This is a genomic window from Microbispora sp. H10885 (assembly GCF_014161415.1).
GTDB lineage: Bacteria > Actinomycetota > Actinomycetes > Streptosporangiales > Streptosporangiaceae > Microbispora > Microbispora triticiradicis.
In genome coordinates this window covers 348605-367448 of sequence record NZ_JABBWY010000004.1, presented here as the reverse complement: position 1 = coordinate 367448, position 18844 = coordinate 348605, and the positions used below count along the sequence as shown (strand labels likewise).

Annotated in this window: 16 protein-coding genes; 10 read left to right on the top strand and 6 right to left on the bottom strand. The window is 72.7% G+C overall.

Going from position 1 to position 18844, the window contains the following annotated elements; all coding sequences use genetic code 11:
• Window positions 1-23 precede the first annotated feature (23 nt).
• The 3 genes from HHX37_RS38175 to HHX37_RS12905 are packed head-to-tail and all read left to right on the top strand — an operon-like array spanning window position 24 to window position 879.
• On the top strand, window positions 24-233 hold the full coding sequence (locus HHX37_RS38175; RefSeq protein WP_396775510.1) for a putative adhesin: 210 nt from the start codon (window positions 24-26) through the stop codon (window positions 231-233).
• Complete coding sequence (locus HHX37_RS12910) at window positions 234-644, top strand: hypothetical protein (protein ID WP_220502828.1); 411 nt, start codon at window positions 234-236, stop codon at window positions 642-644.
• A 31-nt stretch (window positions 645-675) separates the two neighbouring features.
• Window positions 676-879, top strand: a complete 204-nt coding sequence (locus HHX37_RS12905; RefSeq protein ID WP_182885525.1) for a hypothetical protein — start codon at window positions 676-678, stop codon at window positions 877-879.
• Between the two features lie 114 nt (window positions 880-993).
• Here HHX37_RS12905 and HHX37_RS12900 read toward each other — a convergent pair whose 3' ends face one another.
• The 3 genes from HHX37_RS12900 to HHX37_RS12890 form a co-directional block, all read right to left on the bottom strand.
• The gene (locus HHX37_RS12900; protein WP_111701734.1) at window positions 994-2121 is read right to left on the bottom strand and encodes a glycosyltransferase family 4 protein; all 1128 of its coding nucleotides are present in this window, start codon (window positions 2119-2121) and stop codon (window positions 994-996) included.
• Window positions 2122-2347: 226 nt separating this feature from the next.
• Window positions 2348-3274 (bottom strand): lysylphosphatidylglycerol synthase transmembrane domain-containing protein, encoded by a 927-nt coding sequence (locus tag HHX37_RS12895; RefSeq protein ID WP_182885524.1) that lies wholly within the window; start codon window positions 3272-3274, stop codon window positions 2348-2350.
• Window positions 3271-4125 (bottom strand): class I SAM-dependent methyltransferase, encoded by an 855-nt coding sequence (locus HHX37_RS12890; protein WP_310740350.1) that lies wholly within the window; start codon window positions 4123-4125, stop codon window positions 3271-3273. Before HHX37_RS12890 ends, HHX37_RS12895 begins: the two co-directional genes overlap by 4 nt.
• Before the next feature lie 147 nt (window positions 4126-4272).
• Here HHX37_RS12890 and HHX37_RS12885 point away from each other — a divergent pair, with 147 nt between their 5' ends.
• Window positions 4273-5217 (top strand): lysylphosphatidylglycerol synthase transmembrane domain-containing protein, encoded by a 945-nt coding sequence (locus HHX37_RS12885; protein WP_310740349.1) that lies wholly within the window; start codon window positions 4273-4275, stop codon window positions 5215-5217.
• A 130-nt stretch (window positions 5218-5347) separates the two neighbouring features.
• Here the strand turns inward: HHX37_RS12885 and HHX37_RS12880 are convergent, their stop codons facing one another.
• The 3 genes from HHX37_RS12880 to HHX37_RS12870 all read right to left on the bottom strand — a co-directional run bounded on the left by HHX37_RS12880 (window position 5348) and on the right by HHX37_RS12870 (window position 9657).
• Window positions 5348-6433 carry a glycosyltransferase family 4 protein gene (locus tag HHX37_RS12880; protein ID WP_182885523.1) on the bottom strand — a complete coding sequence of 362 codons (1086 nt, stop codon included), beginning with the start codon at window positions 6431-6433 and terminating at the stop codon, window positions 5348-5350.
• The gene (locus HHX37_RS12875) at window positions 6430-7365 is read right to left on the bottom strand and encodes a glycosyltransferase family 2 protein (RefSeq protein ID WP_307801069.1); all 936 of its coding nucleotides are present in this window, start codon (window positions 7363-7365) and stop codon (window positions 6430-6432) included. Before HHX37_RS12875 ends, HHX37_RS12880 begins: the two co-directional genes overlap by 4 nt.
• Window positions 7366-7479: 114 nt before the next feature.
• On the bottom strand, window positions 7480-9657 hold the full coding sequence (locus tag HHX37_RS12870; protein ID WP_310740348.1) for a hypothetical protein: 2178 nt from the start codon (window positions 9655-9657) through the stop codon (window positions 7480-7482).
• Between the two features lie 192 nt (window positions 9658-9849).
• On the opposite strand from HHX37_RS12870, the gene HHX37_RS12865 reads away from it, so the two are divergent.
• From HHX37_RS12865 to HHX37_RS12840, 6 genes are all read left to right on the top strand, one after another.
• Window positions 9850-10227, top strand: a complete 378-nt coding sequence (locus tag HHX37_RS12865) for a type II toxin-antitoxin system RelE/ParE family toxin (protein WP_182879766.1) — start codon at window positions 9850-9852, stop codon at window positions 10225-10227.
• Window positions 10224-10556 carry a helix-turn-helix domain-containing protein gene (locus HHX37_RS12860; protein ID WP_182879765.1) on the top strand — a complete coding sequence of 111 codons (333 nt, stop codon included), beginning with the start codon at window positions 10224-10226 and terminating at the stop codon, window positions 10554-10556. Before HHX37_RS12865 ends, HHX37_RS12860 begins: the two co-directional genes overlap by 4 nt.
• Window positions 10557-10976: 420 nt before the next feature.
• Window positions 10977-12599, top strand: coding sequence for a phospholipid carrier-dependent glycosyltransferase (locus HHX37_RS12855; RefSeq protein WP_310740347.1), 1623 nt, complete (start codon window positions 10977-10979; stop codon window positions 12597-12599).
• 322 nt (window positions 12600-12921) lie between these two features.
• On the top strand, window positions 12922-15024 hold the full coding sequence (locus tag HHX37_RS12850; protein ID WP_182885522.1) for an LCP family protein: 2103 nt from the start codon (window positions 12922-12924) through the stop codon (window positions 15022-15024).
• Between the two features lie 238 nt (window positions 15025-15262).
• Window positions 15263-17554, top strand: a complete 2292-nt coding sequence (locus HHX37_RS37700; RefSeq protein ID WP_182885521.1) for an acyltransferase family protein — start codon at window positions 15263-15265, stop codon at window positions 17552-17554.
• Between the two features lie 86 nt (window positions 17555-17640).
• Window positions 17641-18837: a glycosyltransferase gene (locus tag HHX37_RS12840; protein ID WP_182885520.1), complete on the top strand. Its 1197-nt coding sequence runs from the start codon at window positions 17641-17643 to the stop codon at window positions 18835-18837.
• The last annotated feature ends 7 nt before the right edge of the window (window positions 18838-18844 follow it).

The window sequence follows — 18844 nt, the reverse complement described above, 5'->3', positions numbered from 1 at the left end:
CGGCCGGGAAAATCCCAGACATCGTGGGAGTCGGCATCGAAAGCGGGACGGGCCGCAACCCGGTCCGTGTGTACGGGCCTGGAGAAGCAGCGCCCGACTACATGCTCAAACCCCCGGTGGGGCTCACCATCCGTGAGCAGTCCCACACCGTGGACAGCGCGACTCATCTCAGCGAACTACTGAAACCCCGCATGGGGACCTGCCACTGGGCGGCATGGCAGGAGGTCAGATAAGTGGCGACGTACGAGGATCTCTCGCCGTACACCTACTGGAAGGACGCGAATCTGCCCGCACCTCACAACGGCGTGAGGATGCTGAACGTCGGATGGCTGGGCAGGGGCCGGGAGTTTGAGACGGGGCGATGCGCTCCCGCGGTCCTTGCCATCCTCAACCGCCTCGCCTCGACCCCGCAGGATGTCATGCGGGGACTCCACTACTGCGAGTTCTGTGAGGAGGAATCACCGATCAGGATCCCTGTGCCGGGAAGCCGGAGTGGACATGCCTGGTTGGGGACCGGAGAAATCCACGTTGCCGCAAAGGACGGCGTTGTGTATTCAGCTCCGACGCTCATCGTGCACTACATCGACAAGCACTCCTATCTCCCCCCTGCCGAGTTCATCGAGGCAGTGCTCCGCCTACCCTGATCTCACGACGTCATCCGGAACCGAGGTCTGGGTGAATCCGAACGCCACCAAGCACATCTGGGAGGAGACGCGTGGTCTCGCCTTCTCAAAGCCGTATGCGGAACAGGCCCGGCTGAGCAGCCTCGCGGACGCCATCGACAACGTCGAGATCGGTAACTGGGAAAATATGATGCGCTCGGGCTGGGACGTGCCGCAGGAGCTCAGGGCGCCGACCGTTTCACCGGCCATGAGCTGAACGAATTGATGCGGGGTCTCCGCGTCAAGGGCCGGTCCACTAGACAGAGCCGACATCGGCGCGAGCGCGGTGCGCGGATCAGCATCGATTGGATCCCGGCGGATCGGAGTGGCGCTAACCCTCGACGGCGCGTTGGTAGGCGGCGAGGTGGGCCTCGGCGGAGTGCTTCCAGGTGAACTCGCGCGAACGGGTGACTCCGGCCGCGGCCAGGGACGCGCGCCGTTCCGGCGACTCCAGCAGGGCCCGCAGCGCTCGCGCGATGCTGTCGGCGTCGGGTTCGGTGTAGACCACGGCGTCGCCGCCCACCTCCGGCAGCGAGGCCCGGTGGGTGGTCAGCACGGGCGCCCCGCAGGCCATCGCCTCCAGCACCGGCAGCCCGAACCCCTCGCACCGCGACGGCGAGGCGACCGCGAGCGCCCCGCCGAGGAAGCCCGGCAGGTCGGCGAAGGGCAGGTAGCCGGGGCGCACGACCTTCACCCGGGGCGGCAGCGCGGCCACCGCCGCGTCGACCTCCTCGTCCCAGGCCGGACCGCCCGCCAGGACCAGCGCGGGCGGGTCGGACAGGTGCGCGACCGCACGGCCGAAGCCGGTCACCAGGTTCGGCACGTTCTTACGCGGCTCCAGCGCGCCCAGATAGGCGACGTACGGCCGGCCGTGCAGGCCGATGCGGCCCGCCACCCGGCGCACGTCCTCGGGCGCCGGCGGGTGGAACAGCGCCGAGTCGACCCCGTGGTAGGCGACGTCGATCCGGGTGGGGTCGGCGGCGAGCACCCGGACCAACTCGTCCCGGGTGGCCTTCGACGGCACGATCACCCGGTTGGCGTGGCGGACGGCCGTACGGGTGGCCGACCGGAAGAACGAGGCCCTGACGGGGTCGTGCAGGTCGGGGTCGGTGAACGAGGTGGCGTCGTGGACGGTGACCACCGTGGGCAGGCCGGAGCCCAGCGGGATGGAGTAGTAGGGGGCGTGGATCACCTGGGCCCCGGCCTGCCGGGCGAGGACGGGCAGCCCCGTCTGCTCCCAGGCCAGCCGCTTGTCCCGGTTGGTGATCGCGGGTGGTCCGGAGAGGATCCGCGCCGCGGGCGCCAGGGCCGCGTACCGCTCGGCGTCCGCGCGCTGGCAGACCAGCGCGAGATCGGCGCCCGCCTCGTGCAGGGCCGCGACCAGACCGTCGACATACCTGATGAGGGCGCCGCGATCGGCGGGGACGGCGGCGGCGTCGACGAGCACTCGGGGTGTCAAGTGAATCGCTCCCCTCACTGGGCCCGCTCCGGCGGAGCTCCCCCCCGTCCTCGCGGTCCCGCTGTTCCGGCAGGTGTCCGGCAGGGACCCTCGGGCCCACGCCACGCACGGACGCCTGCCCAGCATCCCTCCCTTGTCACTCTATTTCCGGCCTCCCCCGAAACGTGAGTGATATCACATGGGGGTTGCCTCCCAGGATGCGCAAATCCGCACCCAATCCACGGAATCAGGCTCGGATGACGGGTTCCTCCCGCGTACGGGTGGATCGGCGGGCGGCGAGTCCGGCGGCCCCGGCGCACACCAGGTCGCCGAGGGACACGAGCAGCCGGGAGCACAGCGCGGCGGCGATGGCCGCGGGCCGGTCGAGCACGGGCGCGAGCGCCGCGACCATCGCGGCCTCGCGCACACCCGCCCCGGCCGGCGCCACGATGAAGACGAACCCCAGGCACCAGGCGAGCGCGAACGCGCCGACGCTCAGGACCAGGGCCGGCGTCCCCTCCGCGCCGAGACCCCGCACGATCAGCGCCAGATGCACGCCGTACGCCGCCCAGCCGGCCAGGGCCCAGCCCGAGGCGACGAGCAGGCCGCGGCGCGAGAGCGGCCGTTCGAGCGGCTCCTTGCGCAGCCGTCGCAGCCCGAAGGCGATGACCCGGTTGACCACGGCGGGATGCAGGGCGGCGGCGAGCACGGGCACGAGCAGCAGGAGCCAGGCATACCGGGAGACCGACTGCCCGGCGAGCACCGGCAGCGTGACGGCGGACACCAGCAGGCCGGTGCCCAGGTAGACCGGGTAGGTGAGGAAGAAGGCGGCCGCGCTCCGCGAGCGGGGCACGCCGTGGTCACGGCCCATCTCCATCTGCGCGAGCATCGGCCACACCGACCCGGGGATGTACTTGCCGAGCTGGCCCACGAAGAAGATCTTCGCCGCGTCGGTGAACGCGAGCGGCGAGCCGAGGTCGGCGAGCAGCGCCCGCCACATCAGCATTCCCGCGAGCAGCGCGCCGAGCACCGCCGCCAGGGAGCCGGTGAGCGCCGCCCAGTGCAGCCGGGCGAAGCCGTCCGCCACGGCGCTCCACTGGCCCGCGACGGCCCAGATCCCGAAGCCGAGGGCGACCAGCAGGAACAGCGTGCGTACGAGCTTGCGGCGGTTCATCGCGACGTGCGCACCGGCTCCGGCGGCTGCGGAAGCGCCGCGCCGAGCGGACGGCGGGGCGTCTTGGTGGCCACCCACAGATAGGTGGGGACGACCGGCAGCAGTGCCCGCAGCGCCGGGCGCGGGGTGCGCTCCAGCGTGGCCTTGGCGGCGCGGCCCACGGCGCCGGGGAACAGCTCGCCCCCCGCGAACCGCTCGGGCGCGGCCAGCACCGGGAACGTGTAGTCCCACACGTGGAAGTCCGCGAGCATTCGCCGCAACCCCGGGCGGGTGCGGAAGCGCTCGTAGTAGTGGTCGGCCCGGCCGGACGCCCGCACGTACCGGTCGGCCGCGGCGGGCGGTAGGTACGACAGGAAGGGCAGCTTGTAGTGCGGCTCCATCACGCCAAGCCGGTTGCCCAGGCCGAGGTAGAGCACGCCGTCGTCGGACAGCACCCGGTGCATGTCGGCGATCACGGCGTCGGGGTCCACGACGTGCTCGTAGATGTGGTTGAAGACCAGCACGTCGACCGACCCGTCCGGCAGCGGCAACCGGGAGCCGTCCGCACAGACGAACCCGACCCGGGATCCGAAGCGGTCGGCCGCCCTGCGCAGCCCGGGGACGTCGATGTCGAGCCCGAGCGTGCGGCGCGCGCCCGCGGCGGCCAGTTCGTCGGCGATGAACCCGGCCGAGCACCCCACGTCGCCGACGGTCAGCCCGGACAACGCCTCCTCGGGCTTGCCGGCGTCCCTGCCGAGGAAGTGCGCGAGCACCGCGATGATCTTCGCGGCCTTGCGGCGGCGCTTCTCCTCGTCGAGCATCGCGCCCTGGAACTCGGAGTACTCCAGCTGGGCCGCGCGTTCCCCGCTCACCGGTCGATCACCCTCGCGTCCTGACGGTCGTCCACGCTGCCCAACAGTACCCGTGCCCGCCCCGCCCCCGTCGCCGATCAACCCACGCTGTGGACAACCCGCGCGGCGGACCTACCCGCGGGTAGCGTCAGGCCGTACCCTGTGCCCGTGCCGCGCCTGCCGAACCGCCTGCGCTCCGGCCCGCTGCCGCGCGTGCTGCTCGCCCTGGCCGCCCTCGCCTTCCTGGCGTACGGCCTCGCCCGGAACGGGACGGAGACCTGGGCCGCCCTGGAGCGGCTGTCGTGGTGGTCGCTCGGGGTCTCGTTCCTGGCCGTGCTCGCCGGGCTGGCGTTCATGCTGGTCGCCTGGCGCGACATCCTCGCCGGGCTCGGCTCCCCGCTGCCGCTGCGCGTGGCCGCGCGGGTGCTGTTCGTCGGCCAGCTCGGCAAGTACATCCCCGGCGCGGTCTGGGCGTTCGCCGCGATGATGGAACTCGCGCGCGACCACGGGGCGCCGCCCCGGCGGACGTTCGGCGCCACCGCCCTCGGGCTGGTGACCTCGCTGGGCTGCGCGCTCGCCCTCACCGCGGCCACGCTGTCGGGGCAGATCGCGCGGGAGGCGTGGTGGCTGCTCGCGCTGGTCCCGATCATCCTCGTCGGCCTCCACCCGCGCGTCCTGGCCTGGGGCCTCAACCTCGCCCTCCGCGTCGCCCGCCGGGACCCGCTCGACCGGGTGCCCAGCGGGGCGGACATGACCAGGGCCGCCGCGTGGACGATGGCGGGCTGGCTCGTGTACGGCGTGCACCTGTGGGCGCTGGTGGGCGGCCTGCGACCCGGCGGCGTGTCCCTCTACGCGATCGCGGCCGGGGCGTACGCGCTGGCCTGGTCCACCGGCATCCTCACGGTCGTGGTCCCGGCCGGGATCGGCGTGCGGGAGGGCGCGATGGTCGTGGCGCTCGCCCCGCTGCTCGACACGCCCAGCGCCCTGGTGGTCGCCGTGGTGTCCCGGGTGATGTTCACCCTCGCCGACGTCACCTGGGCCGGCCTCGGCTTCCTCCTCGCCCGCGGGGTCCGCGCCGAAGCGCCGGGCGACCTCTCCGCCCGCACTCGATGAGCCGCCCGCGCCCGGTGAGCCGCACGGCCCCGCTGAACGGCTCGGCCCCCAGCGGCTCGCCCGCTGAGCAGGCTTCGCGGCCCGGCCCCGAGCCGCCTCCTGGCTCAGTCGCGACGAGTCCCCTGGCCGCTCAGGCCGACGGCGCGGCGGCGAGCAGGGTGTCCAGGTACACGGCCCAGTGCGGCTCCGGATCGACGGGCGCGACGCCCGCCCGCAGCCGTTCCGGGGTCCCGGGCTCGTAGAACCTCTTGATCGCCTCGGCCAGCGCCCCGGCCGAGCCCGGCTCCACCAGCAGGCCGTCCACGCCGTCGCGGACGTTGTCCGGCAGCGCCCCGACCCGGGTGGCGATCACCGGCACTCCGTGCTCGTGCCCGAGCCAGACGTTCTGGCTGGCCGTCGCCGAACGGTACGGCAGCACCAGCGCGTCCGCCTCGGAGAACAGCCCCGGCACGTCGTCGGCCGCCACGTACCCCGGCCGCAGGTCGACCCGACCGGCCAGGCCAAGGCGGCCGATCAGGGCGCGGGTCTCCTCCAGACCGCCCCAGAACTCGCCCGCCACGGTCAGCCGCACGTCCGGCACCTGCGCGAGCGCCTCCAGCAGCAGGTCGAGCCCCTTGTACGGCCGGACGATGCCGAAGAAGAGCAGCCTTCCGTACGGCTCGCGGCCCTCGCCGGTCCGGGCGCCGCGCGCGGGCAGGTGCGGCGCGAGCGCGGCCACCCGCACCGGCGCCGCGGTGAGCCCGCGGGCGAGGTCCGCCTGCTGCTCCGAATGCGCGAGCACGCCGTCCACCCGGCGCAGCAGCGCCTTCACCAGCGGCCGGTCGTACGGCTTGCTCTCGTGCGGCAGCACGTTGTGACACAGTGCCACGACCCGGGCCCGGCGGCGCAGGCCGTACAGGATTCCCAGGTAGGCGGGCACCTGCACCGGGCTGAGCACGGCGAGCACGACGAGGTCGGCCCCGCGCAGCCGCCGCCCGCAGGCGACCCAGCCGTCCGGCCTGCGCCAGTCGAGGTCACGGCGGGTGCCGGGGTACGGCTCGCCCTCCGGGCTGTCGATCGTCTGCTGCCCGGGATACAGGAAGGACGGGTACTGCGCCCGCCACGACTCGATGACGACGTCGTGCCCGGCCGCCCGCAGCCGGTGGGCCAGTTCGGTGGTGTGCTGCGCCCCGCCGCCCTTGTACGGATACGTCGGGCCGACGATCGCGATCCTCAAACGTCACCCCTGGATCGCACGATCAGGTCGGCCAGCAGGGCCACCGCCCCGATCAGCATGCCGGACAGGAAGGTCACGACGGTGTTGCTGGTGAGGTAGAAGGCCAGGTGGCTGATCATGTCGTACACGCCCTTGACCAGGCCGATGCCGACCAGCCAGAGCGCGGGCGGCATCAGCACCTTGAGCGGGTTGAAGTACATGATCATCCGCAGCACCTGCAGGATGTAGCGGTAGGCGTCGGAGACGAAGTTGAACTTCGACTTCCCGGCCCGCTTCGCGTACTCGATGGGCAGGTAGTAGACGTCGTGCTGGTTCGACATGAACGCCAGCGTGATCGTCGTGACGCAGGAGAAGCCGGGGGGCAGCAGCCGCAGGTACGGCTTGGCCACCGACTTGCGGAAGGCCCGCAGGCCCGAGTTGAGGTCGGGGATCTTCTGCCCGGCCAGCCGCTCGGCGACCTTGCGGATGAACCACTTCGCGGGCACCCGCAGGAACTTGTGCGAGCCCTCCTCGGTGGTCCGCGCGCCCACGACCTGGTCGATCGTCTGGTCCTTCTCCAGGATCTGGACCAGCTCGGGGATCCGCTCGTTCGGGTAGCTCATGTCGGCGTCGGTCCACACGACGATCTCGCCGCGTGCCTCCTGGCTGCCGATCCGCCGTACGGTGCCCGACCCGCCGTTGCGGTGGAACGCCCTGATCCGCATGTTCGGGAAGCGCGGCGCCGCCTCCTGCAGGCGCGCGAGCGTCTCGTCCGTGGAGCAGTCGTCCACGGCGAGCAGTTCGTACGTGTAACCGCTGGCGTCCATCGCGGCGGAGATACGCTCGACCTCGTCGACGACGTGGTCCTGCTCGTTGTAACAGGGCAGGACAATCGTGACGTACGGTGTCTGTGCGGGAGTCACGGCGCTTCCAGAGGTCTCGGGCGTGGTCACGTCCGGCAAGGGTACTCTCCCCCGCCAAGTGACGGTCTCACTTCGAATCGCTCGGCCTCGGGGCCGGAGGGCGGTTCCTCGGTCACAGGGGAGTCCACACGCCGAACACAGGATCTATCCGGTGGGAACGGTCGTCCAGACGTCGATGCCGAGCGACCAGGTGCCGTTGGGCGCGTCGGCCAGCGACCGCTCGTCCTGCCGGGTGCGCAGGCTCATCACCCGGCTCGCCGGGCCGTACGCCATGAGCTGTTCGGGCTCGGCCGCGAGCAGCACGGGCACCCGGCCGGTACGCCGGACGGCTCCCGCGAGACGCAGCACGTCGGCGGGGCGCGGCACGTCGGAGCCCTGGGGGTAGCCGACCCGGGCCACCGGCAGGCCGCACTCGCCCCGCACGACCTGCGTGAGGCGGTCGCCCGTGACCCGTTCCACGATCAGCACCGAGACGTCCTTCGGCAGCGCGCCGCACAGGCCCGCCACCGCCGCGGCCTCGCCCCGGTTGACCGGCGTGAACGCCGTCCCGATCGAGGTGATCGCGGGGGGCACGACCAGCAGCAGCGCTCCCGCCGCGGCGGCCGCCCGCGAGCGCCACGGCCGGGCGGCGAACCACCCGAACGGCCCTGCGGGCTCGCCCGCGAGCCGCTCCCGCAACCGCCCGGAGAGCCAGCGGAGCCCCCAGACGGCCAGCAGCACCAGGCCGGGAATGACGACCGGCACCAGCCTGCGGGAGGCGAAGGGATGGTCGGGGGTGATCGCGGGACGCCAGAGCGTCGTCACCGTCGTCCAGCCGATCACGGCGAGGGGCAGCAGCCAGGCGAACTCGCGCCCCCTGACCAGGCGGTGGGCGAGCACCGCCGCCGCGACGGTCGCGAGCACGACGACGGGAACGCCGACGTACCAGAACAGCCAGCCGAGGGAGTGTTCGTAGTACAGCCGTGAGCCGTCGGGCGCCAGGCCGTTGGCGATCTGCGTCTTCTCGATGAACTCCGACGTGAGCCGGTCCTCGGGCGTGACCGCGACGCGCCGCACGGTCTGCACCCACGGCCGTACGGCGAAGCCCGCCATGACCAGCACGACGAGGGCCGCCGCGGCCCCGGGCAGCCACCGGGCACGGGGGACGGACGACCGCGTACGCGACGCGAGCCACGGAGCGAGAGCGGCGCCGGCGGCCGTGAGGACCACGACGACGGCGCAGATCGCCAGGAGGGGCTTGAGCGAACCGGACAGATAGGCGAGATAGGGCCGGGCGAGGACGTAGCCATCCGTGAAGCCCCACGTCGCGCCGACGGCCAGACCCAGCAGGAGGGGCACGCCGAGCCGGCCCTCCGCCCTCCGGTTCCCGGTGATCCTGGCCAGCGCGACCAGCACCCCGGCGAGGACCAGGACGGGCAGCACGTCACGCAGGCCGTCGATGCGGACCAGCAGCGCCAGCCCGAACGACAGCCCCGCGAGCACGGCGGGCACGAAGCCCGGACCCGGCCGCCCCGCGGGCGCGGCCGGCTCTTCGTCAGGCTCCGGCTCCGGGCGGGAGGGCGTGGCCCGGAGCCGGGTCCGCGCGTCGAGCAGCAGGTTCATCCCGCCGAACAGCAGGATCAGGGAGGGGATCTCGCTGAAGGTGGTCCGGGACGTGTAGAGGACCGGCAGGCTGACCGCGAAGACGAGGGCCGCCAGGGGCGCCGAGCGCGGGCCCGCCAGCCGCGCCGCGGTCCCCGCGACGGTGAGCACCGCGAGCGCGCCCAGCACGGGCGGCACGAGCAGCAGGCCGGGCACGCCGCCCAGCCAGTGGCCGATCGCGTGGATCATGGGCGGTCCGGCCATGAACTGGGGGACGATCCCGCCGTCGACCAGGTAGAAGCCCATGCTGCCGAAGCGCAGGGCGGGATCGGGGCCGCCGAAGTCGCCCACCGGGATCGGCAGCGACCCGTGCCGGGCCAGCCAGACGGCGTACTGCGCGTACGTCGCCGGATCGCGCCGGACGATCAGTTGCTCGCCGTGCAGGAACCCGTTGAGGACCCCCGACCCGAGGGCCACGGCGAGGACGGCCGCCGTCGGCCATCGGTGCTCCGTAGCGACCCCGGGGAGGCGACGCAGGCCGTACGCGCACAGCACGACGGCCGCTCCACCGCCCAGCAGCGTCATCGGCAGCGGCCGGAACCAGCCGAGCAGCAGCAGCGGCAGCCCGGCGAGCAGCCATCCGCACAGCGCGAGCGCGGGCACGACGGAGACGGCCGCGAGCACCCTGCCCGCCGCCCTCCCTGCCACCCCGTCGGCCGCCTTGCCCGCCACCCCGTCCACGGGACCGCCGCCCGGCAGCCGCGTACGCCCACGACTGTTCGCTGGAATGCAGCCGAGACTATCGGTCCGCCCTGGCACACGCCCTCTCCCAGCCGTCCCCCACCACACGCGTCGCCGTCGCCCACAGACACGACTGCGGCGCACAGAGCTGTTGACGCGTCGAATGACATAAGTAACTCTTATATTGGCAGTATGGCATGGGAGATCACGCTGCACGCCGAGGTGAACGCCTGGTTCCTCGACGTATGCAAGAACGACCCAGTCACTGCGGAGAAGATCGAGGAAGCGTTAGACGAGCTCGCTGTGCAAGGTCCGAAACTCGGTCGTCCGCTGGTCGATCGGATCCACCACTCTCGTGTCCTGCACAACCTCAAAGAGCTACGGCCACGGGTTCCCGGAGAGGCGGAGATCCGCCTGCTGTTCGTCTTCGACCCCACGCGGGAGGCGATCGTGCTGGTCGCCGGTGACAAGGCAGGGGAGTGGAACCGGTGGTATCGCACAGCGATCCCGTTGGCTGAGGCACGATACGCCGCATACCGTGCCGAGAAGGAGAAGGAGGAACGGGGATGACCGAGTTCGTGAAGTGGTCGGACACCAAGGCCAAGATCCGCGAGATCGCCCCTGATTGGGACTCCCCCGAGCGGGTGGCGGCTCGGGAGGCCAGCCGCGAAGAGTTGCGGGCAGAGTTGCGCGGCGCCCAGCTCGCCGAGATGCGCAAGCGCCTGGGCATCTCCCAGAAGCTCCTCGCCGAACGCATGGGCATTTCTCAGGCGCGTGTGTCCCAGATCGAGCACGGCCAGATCGGTGGGCTGGACACGTTGCGTGCCTATGTCGTCGCGTTGGGCGGCACACTGGACGTCGTGGCCGACTTCGGCGATCACACCGTGAAGGTGGCCTGAACCGTCCACTGCGACCGGTAAGACGTGTGATCCAGGAGAGCGCGACGCCGTTCCGCTCCGCTGCGTGCGCTGGTCCGCGCTGAGGCCCGAGCACTGCGGGCGACTCCGGTAGCGTACGCCGGGAAGCGGGCAGGGGGGCGAGTGCAGGTGTCGGACAGCGGGAGCGGGTCTCCCGCGCGGGGGCGGCTCCCCAGGCAGCCGCTCCCCGCGGAACCGCTCCCGAGCGGACGAGAGGAATCGCCGCCCGGCGATCCGTGCGTGAACGGACCGCGCGTGAGCGGGGCGCTACGAGGGGGATCGCTCTCGGGCGAACCGGCCGAATCGCTCACAGCCGGCGCGAGCACAGCCGACGCGAGCACAGCGGGCGTAAGCGGACCGCTCCGGGGCGAACCGGCTGAATCGCTGCCCGGCGCAGTAGGCGTGAACGAGGCGTTCTGGGGTGAGGAGCGTCCGGGGTGGGGTGAGCGGCTCCGGCGCTGGGGGCGCGGGCGGCTGGCCCCCCGGGACCCGGTGCGTCCGATGGCCTGGGCGCGCGAGGACCTCCCGGGCTGGGCGCGCCGGCACCGGTGGTTTCTCGGGGTCTTCGGGCTGGGTGCGCTGCTGCGGCTGGTGACCGTGCTCGGCTACCGGCCCGCGCTGTGGTTCCCCGACTCCTACACGTACGTGGTCACCGCGATGCGGCCGAGGCCGGACCTCGTCCGGCCGGCGGGTTACTCGATGTTCCTGCGGCTGTTCGAGGCGTTCCACAGCTTCGCCCTGGTGGTGACCGTCCAGCACGTGCTGGGGCTGCTCGCCGGCGTGATGGTCTACGTGACCGTCCTGCGGCGCGGAGGCCGCGCGTGGGCCGCCGTCCTGGCCTGTGCGCCGGTGCTGCTCGACGCCTACCAGATCGAGCTGGAGCACCTGCTCGTCTCCGACTCGCTGTTCACGTTCCTGCTCGTCGCGGCGGTGTGCCTGGCGATGCGCCGGCGGCTGACGGCACGTGCGTCCGCCGCGCTCGGCCTCCTGCTGGCCGCCGCCACGCTGACCAGGACCGTCGGGCTCCCGCTGATCGCCGTCTTCGCGCTGGTCCTGCTCGCGTACGGCATGCGGCGAGCGGGCGCCGCGGCGGAGACCACGGCGGAGACCGAAGGAACGGCGCGGCCGAGCACGGTACGGCCGGGCAGGGTGGTGGCCGTGATCGTCCTGCCCTTCCTGGTGACCGCGCTCGTGCCGGTCGCCGCGTACGCGGGCTGGTTCTACGCGAGCCACCAGCGGCTCGGGATCATCGGCTCGAACGGCGTCTTCCTCTACGCCCGGACGATGTCGTTCGCCGACTGCGCGGTGATGGACCCGCCGGCCGACCTCGCCGTGCTGTGCGATCCCCGGCCGCCCGCGGCCCGCCCGGTGTCCCAGGAGTACATCTGGGACGCCGCGTCGCCCCTGGTCCGGCTGCCCGGCATCACGTTCACCAAGGAGACCGACACGCTGGCCGGGAGGTTCGCCTCGCTCGCGATCCGCAGCCAGCCGCTCGACTACCTCCGTACGACCCTGACCGAGCTGGGCCGGTCGTTCACGCCCGGGCGGCCCGTCTACCCGGACGCCGACACCTACGGCTACTACCGTTTTCCCGCGACCGTGCCGCCGCCGCCCGGCCGGTATCCCGCGCTGGTGGGCAAGGAGTTCGCCCGGCGCTACGAGCAGGGGCCGCTCACCGTCCGCATCTCCGAGCCGCTCGCGGGCTGGATGCGGGGCTACCAGCGGGTGGCGTGGCTGCCCGGGGCGGCGCTGCTGGCCGTCCTCCTGGTGCCGCCCGCCGCATGGACGGCGAGGCGGGCGACGGCGGCCCGAAGGGCTCCGGGCGCCCCGGACCCCGGGGGCTGGGGGCTCGCCTGGGCGACGGCCTGGGCACTGCTGCTCGTTCCCGCCGCGACGGCGCAGTTCGACTACCGCTACACGCTGCCCGCGGTGCCGCTCGCCTGCCTGGCCGCCGCGCTGGCCGTCACACGGCCGGCCGCCTCGGCCGCCCCGCCGGCGTCGCGAGGCGGCCGCGAGGGCGCGTGACCGGCCATCCCCTCGGAAGCGCCGCCAGGATGTTGTGACCTGCTCGAACAGCTTCGGAAACACCAAGTCGGGGTAAAGACAAACTGATTCTGATACCCAAAATGTCGGTGTTTAGTATGCTCTGGCCCTGGATCATGGGGGGCAGTGGCGCGGCGCAGGCCGGGCCTGGATCCTCCCAATCGTGGCGCCCGCAGGCTCTCCCGTGACCTACGCTCGGAGCGCGCCCTGTGATCGCCAGGCAAGGAGGACAAGTGTGCGAGCGAAACGTTGACCCTGTCCGCCTCTCGCCCACTCGTCCGGCCGCTTCCTGGGCGGGCCCGAGGTGAGCGAGCGCAGGCGCGTCAACCCGCCCGCCGGGCCTCCTTCTCCCGCCTCCGCCGACCAGAGGGTATGGGGTCCCCCCGGCGACGGCTCGTACGGCGGCGCCTTCCAGCCGCCGGCGCGTGACGGCCGGACGGCGGCCGCTCCCGTGCCCGCCGGCTACGCCGACCTGCCGGCCGACCCCGCGGGCTACGCGGACATGCCGCGCGGGCGCAGGCGGCAGCAGGACGGCCTTCCTCCCGACGCGCAGGAGGGCGGCCGTGGACGCCGCCGCTCCGGCCAGCGCCCCGAGCCCCGTCACGAACCGGGTAACGGCCCTGGTTATGGGCCGGGTCATCAGCCCGGCTACGAGGCCGGTTACGAGCCTGGTTACGAACCCGTACGCGAGACCCGCCGCCCCGCCGGTGACGGCCACGAGAGCGAGCCGTCCGGGCGGCGGGGCCGCAGGCGCGGCGACGAGGAGACCGCTTACGGCGCCTCCCCCACTGGACCCGGCGGACCCGGGCCAGGGCCAGGCGGACCCGGCGGACCCGTCGAACACGCCGGCCGCAGGCGGCGCGAGTCCGGCGGCGACCGTGGGCGTCGTGGCTCGGGCGGCGACGGCCTGCCCCCGGACGACGAGCCGCCCCGGCGACGCGGGCCGGGCGGCGGCCGGTCGCGCCTGAGCATCGCCGGCTGGATCAGCATCGCGATGACCTGCGTGCTGGTGATCGGCACGCTGACGGCCTACAAGGTCTACCGGAGCACGCTCGGCCTGATCAACAGGGGCGCGTCCACCGACGAGCTCGACAAGAACCGCCCCGTGAGCCCGACCGGTGCGATCAACGTGCTGCTCGTCGGCTCGGACACCCGCGCGGGCGACAACAAGAGGTACGGCCAGCACCTGGTCAACGACGGCGAGCGCACCGACACGATCATGCTGCTGCACGTGTCGCCCAACCGGGACGCGGCGACACTGCTGAGCTTCCCCCGCGACTCGATGGTGCTGATCCCCGCCTGCTACTCCCGCAACAAGACGCTGATCCCCGCGCACACGGGGATGATCAACTCCGCGTTCTCCGACGGCGGGATGATCTGCACCCGCCGCACGATCGAGAGCCTCACCAACATCCGCATCGACCACTTCATGAAGGTGGACTTCACCGGCTTCAAGAACATCGTCAACGCGCTCGGCGGCATCCAGATCTGCCTGCCGCAGGCGGTCAACGACAAGAGTTCGAAGCTCACGCTCCCCGCCGGCAAGCAGGTCGTGATGGGTGAGGCCGCGCTGGGCTACGTACGGCTGCGGCACATCGGCGACGGCAGCGACATCTCCCGCATCAAGCGCCAGCAGGTCTTCATCTCCCAGGTGGTGAAGAAGGCGACCAGCAGCGCGCTGCTCAGGGACGTGGGCAAGCTGCAGAAGTTCATCGCCGCCGCGGCGCGGTCCGTCACGATGGACGACGCGCTCAACACCGAGGAGCTCATCAAGATCGCGACGAGCGCGCAGAAGCTCTCGGCCAAGGGCTTCAAGGCCACCACGGTCCCGTGGGAGCCGTACGCGGCCGACAAGAACCGCGTGCAGTGGAAGCAGCCGGCCGCCGGCAACCTGTTCCGGGCCATCGCGAACGACACCGAGGTGACGCCCACCGCCTCCGCGAGCCCGGCCGCGTCCGCCGCCGCCTCGCCGAGCGGCCCGGTGGTCACCAAGCCGCAGCAGGTCAAGGTGCAGGTGTTCAACGGCACCAACAGGTCCGGCCTGGCCAAGGAGGTCGCCGAGGAGCTCACCGGGCTCGGCTTCAACGTCGTCGGCGTCGGCGACGCGAAGAAGCCCGACGGCAGCGACCAGCCCAAGACCATGGTCCGCTACACCGGCCAGGGCTGGAACTACTCCAAGATCCTGATCGGCAAGCTGCTCAACCCCGTCTCCCCGGAGACGGGCAAGGCGGCGACCGGGCCGGTCACGCCGTTCACCCCGGCGTCGCCGCCGCCGGACGCGCCCAAGGGCCGGGTGCGCGGGCCGATCGTCCAGCTGGTGATCGGCGCCGACTGGAAGGGCGTGCGGATTCCCCTCCAGGTCGGGGACAACGCGGTCACCTCCGACACCGACATCTGCTCCAGCTAGGAACGGCCGCGGAGGGCCGGACACGACGGATACACGTGGGTTACGTCCGGCCCCCGGGGCGACACAGGTGTCCAAGAACGTTAGGGTGGTGATCTGGCGAACGCGCCCCGTTCGCCCGTTCGGCTGATGCGCCGGGGCGCCTTCGCTAGTGTCCGAAAGGACGCGGTGCACGCCTCGGGTGCCCCTGAGGCGTGGCCGTCCCCCGAGCCTCCCCCGACAGATAGCTGAGCGTTTCTCCGTGAGTGACACCCGCCGTCATCCCCCGGTTCCCGGTTCCCCGCCAGGCGTCGACGACGACGCCGAAGAGGCCCCAACCGGAGTGATAGGCCGCATCACCGGAGACTGGCCCGCTCCGGACGGCGGTCCGGCCCGCCGGGATCCGTCGGCCGCGGGCGCTCCGGAGCAGGGACCCCACGCGGACCGGCCCGGCGCGCCGCTTCACGGCCGCCACGAGGGCGGCTTCCCGGGCTCGCGCCCGGAGGGCGACCCCGATCTGCCCGTGCGCGGCCGCCACGAGGACGGTCAGCCGGGAGACGCGCCGCCGCGGGCGCAGCAGGGTCCGGGAGGCGCCGCTCCCTCGGGCCAGGCGCCGTACGAGAAGCAGCCCCTGCCTGTACGCAAGCCGCGCAGGCCGGGGGCCGCCCGGCTGGGCGCGCCGCCCCCCGAGTCCGCGCCCTCTGCCCCGGGATTCGACTACTTCTCCGCCGGCCGGGGACAGAGCGGACCCGGCCGGGGGCAGAGCGGGCCCGGCCGCCGGCCTCTCGCGTCCGGCCCGGACGCCCCCGCACCCGCCCCCGGCGAGGCTCCCGCCTTCCCCGCACCGGCCTTCGGCGGCGGCGAGACCGAGGTCTTCGGAGCTCCGCCCGGCCCCGCTTCCCCGCCTCCTGCCTTTCCCGCGCCGGCCTTCGGCAGTGGCGAGACCGACGTCTTCGGGACGCCGCCGGCGCCCGCCTTTCCCGCACCGGCCTTCCCCACACCGGCCTTCGGCGGCCCCGAGACCGGTCCTGAGGCCGGCCCCGACCTGTCCGTGAACCCGTTCCTGGACACCCCGCCGACCGGCACCGCCGCGCTCTCCTCGCCGCCGGACGATCCCTTCGGCGCCCCGCCGTACCCGCAGCGGACCACGTCCGGCGGGCGCGGCGAGCGGCCGTTCCCGGACGACGACCCGCCCACCGCCTTCCAGGCGCCGCTCACCGACTTCCGGACGCCTCCCACCGCTGCCCAGGCGGCGCCCGCCGCCTTCCAGGCCGCGCCCGTGCCGGAGGCACCGGCGGCCCCGCCGTGGCCCGGCCCGGAGGGCGACCCGGGTGACTGGGACCCCTGGCGGCGCGCCCAGGACGGCGGCGTGCCGGACCCCCGCCAGACGGGCCCGCTCGGCAGGCCGCTGCGCGCTCCGCTGCCCGCCTGGGCCGAGGCGCCCAGCCGGTCCGCCGACCCGTTCGCCGACCCCTTCGCCCGGCCTACGGACCGGCAGGACGGGATGGAGGGCGGCGAGCCCGAGCAGGAGCCCGCGCCCCGGGCCAGGAAGCCGCGCGATCCCTACCTGGACAACGTGAAGTTCGTCGGCATCGCCATGGTGCCGATCGGGCACGCGCTGGTCCCGACGCTCGCGGCCGACTCGTCCCGGGCCGCGTACTTGTTCATCTACGTCTTCCACATGCCGCTGTTCGTCATCATCAGCGGCTACCTGTCCAGGAACTTCTGGAACTCCAACGCCAAGACCAACAAACTGGTCGACACGTTCCTCGTGCCGTACGTGATCGTCGAGGTGGGCTACGCCCTGCTGCGCACCGCCTTCGGGCACAAGTTCAGCATCACGATCATGGATCCGGCGTGGTTGAACTGGTATCTGCTGGCGCTGTTGTTCTGGCGGCTGTCCACACCGGTGTGGAAGCGCATGCGCTACCCGTTCGTCATCTCGATCGCGGTGTACCTCTTCGCCGGGTTCTCCGAGCTGACCGGCGACTTCAGCATGGACCGGTTCTTCGGCCTGCTGCCGTTCTTCGTGCTCGGCCTCGTGCTCAAGCCGGAGGTCTTCGACTTCCTCAAGCAGCGCTGGGTGCGGGTGCTGTCGGTGCTCGTCCTGCTCGGCGCGGCGGGCGTGGCCGTCTTCCTCGTGAAGAACTACTCCGTCAAGCTCGGGCCGATCTACTACAAGAACAGCTTCAAGGACCTCCACCTGGTGTGGTGGAAGGGCATGGCCCTGCGTACGGGCCTGCTCGTGGCCGCGCTGGCCATGTCGGCGGCCGTGATGTCGCTGGTCCCCCGGCGGCAGACGTGGTTCACCGACCTCGGCACCCGCACGCTCTACTGCTACCTGCTGCACGGCGTGCCCGTCATGATCGCCAAGGAGATGGGCTGGCTCGACGTGCCCTGGCTGTACGGCCCGCTCGGGGTGGCGGCCATCGCGTGCTCGAGCTTCGCCCTGGCCATCCTGCTGTGCCTGCCGGTGACCCGCACCGCGTTCAAGTGGCTGCTGGAGCCCCGGCTCACCTGGCTCTACCGCAGGCCGAGCGTGCAGGCGAAGTAGCGCCCGCACGGGAAGTTCAACCGCATTTCGGGGAGGGTTCACCCGAGGCATCCGGTCATTTCGGACTGCGCGGCCAGCCTCCCTGTATGAGGGTATGTGTCGCCACGACCGTGCATCACCCGGAGGACGCGCGGATCACCCACCGGCAGATCCGGGCGCTGCTCGACGCGGGACACGAGGTGACCTTCGTCGCGCCGTTCACGCACTGCAACGTGACTCCTTCGCCGGGGATCCGGGCCGTCGACGTGCCCCGGGCGGTGGGCCTGCACCGGAGCAGGGCGCTGCGGGCGTCCTCCTCGGCCCTGCGCAGGGCCACGCGGGACGCCGACCTGCTGCTCGTCCACGACATCGAGCTGCTGCTCACCCTGCCGCGCAGGAGGCCGCCCACGGTCTGGGACGTCCACGAGGACACGATCGCCGCGCTGGACGCCAAGTCGTACCTGCCGGGGCCGCTGCGCGGCGTCCTGCCGCCGCTGATCCGGGCGATCGAGAGCCGGGCGGAGCGCCGCCTCCACCTGATCCTCGCCGAGGAGGCCTACCGGGCGCGCTTCCCCGGCCCGCACCCCGTGGTGCCCAACCACACGTACGTGCCGCCGACGCCGCCTCCGCCGCCGGGCGACTCCCGCGTCGTCTACGTCGGGCACATCTCCGCGGCGCGGGGCGCCGCCGAGATGATCGAGGTCGCCCGGCGGCTGCGCCCGTACGGCATCCGCCTGGACCTGATCGGGCCGGCCGACGCCGCGGTCCGCCCGATGCTGCGCGACGCGCAGCGCGAGGGCGTGCTCGACTGGTTCGGATACGTTCCCAACCGGCACGCCCTGCGGATGGCCGAGGGCGCCCTGGCCGGGCTGTCCCTCCTGCACGACCTGCCGAACTACCGGCAGTCGACGCCCACGAAGATCGTCGAGTACATGGCGCGCGGCATCCCCGTCGTGACGACCCCGCTGCCGAACGCGGCGTCCCTGGTGGGACGGGTCGACTGCGGCACGATCGTCCCCTTCGGCGAGCCCGGCGCGACTTCCGGCACCGTCGCGGACCCGGTGGCCGGCGCGGCGCCAGACTCGGGGTCCGACGCGGTGGCCGATGCGGTGGTGCGGGCGGTGCTGCGCCTGCGCGACGACCGCGAGCGGCGGGCCGAGATGGGCGCCCGGGGGTACGTCGAGGCGCTCAACCACTACCACTGGCCCGCGGTGGCCGGGGACTTCGTCGCCCTGCTGGAGCGGTGGGCCGAGGCCCCCGGCCCCGTCTCCGCCCTGTCCCCCGGCCGCACGGTCCCCGCCTGACGGGCCG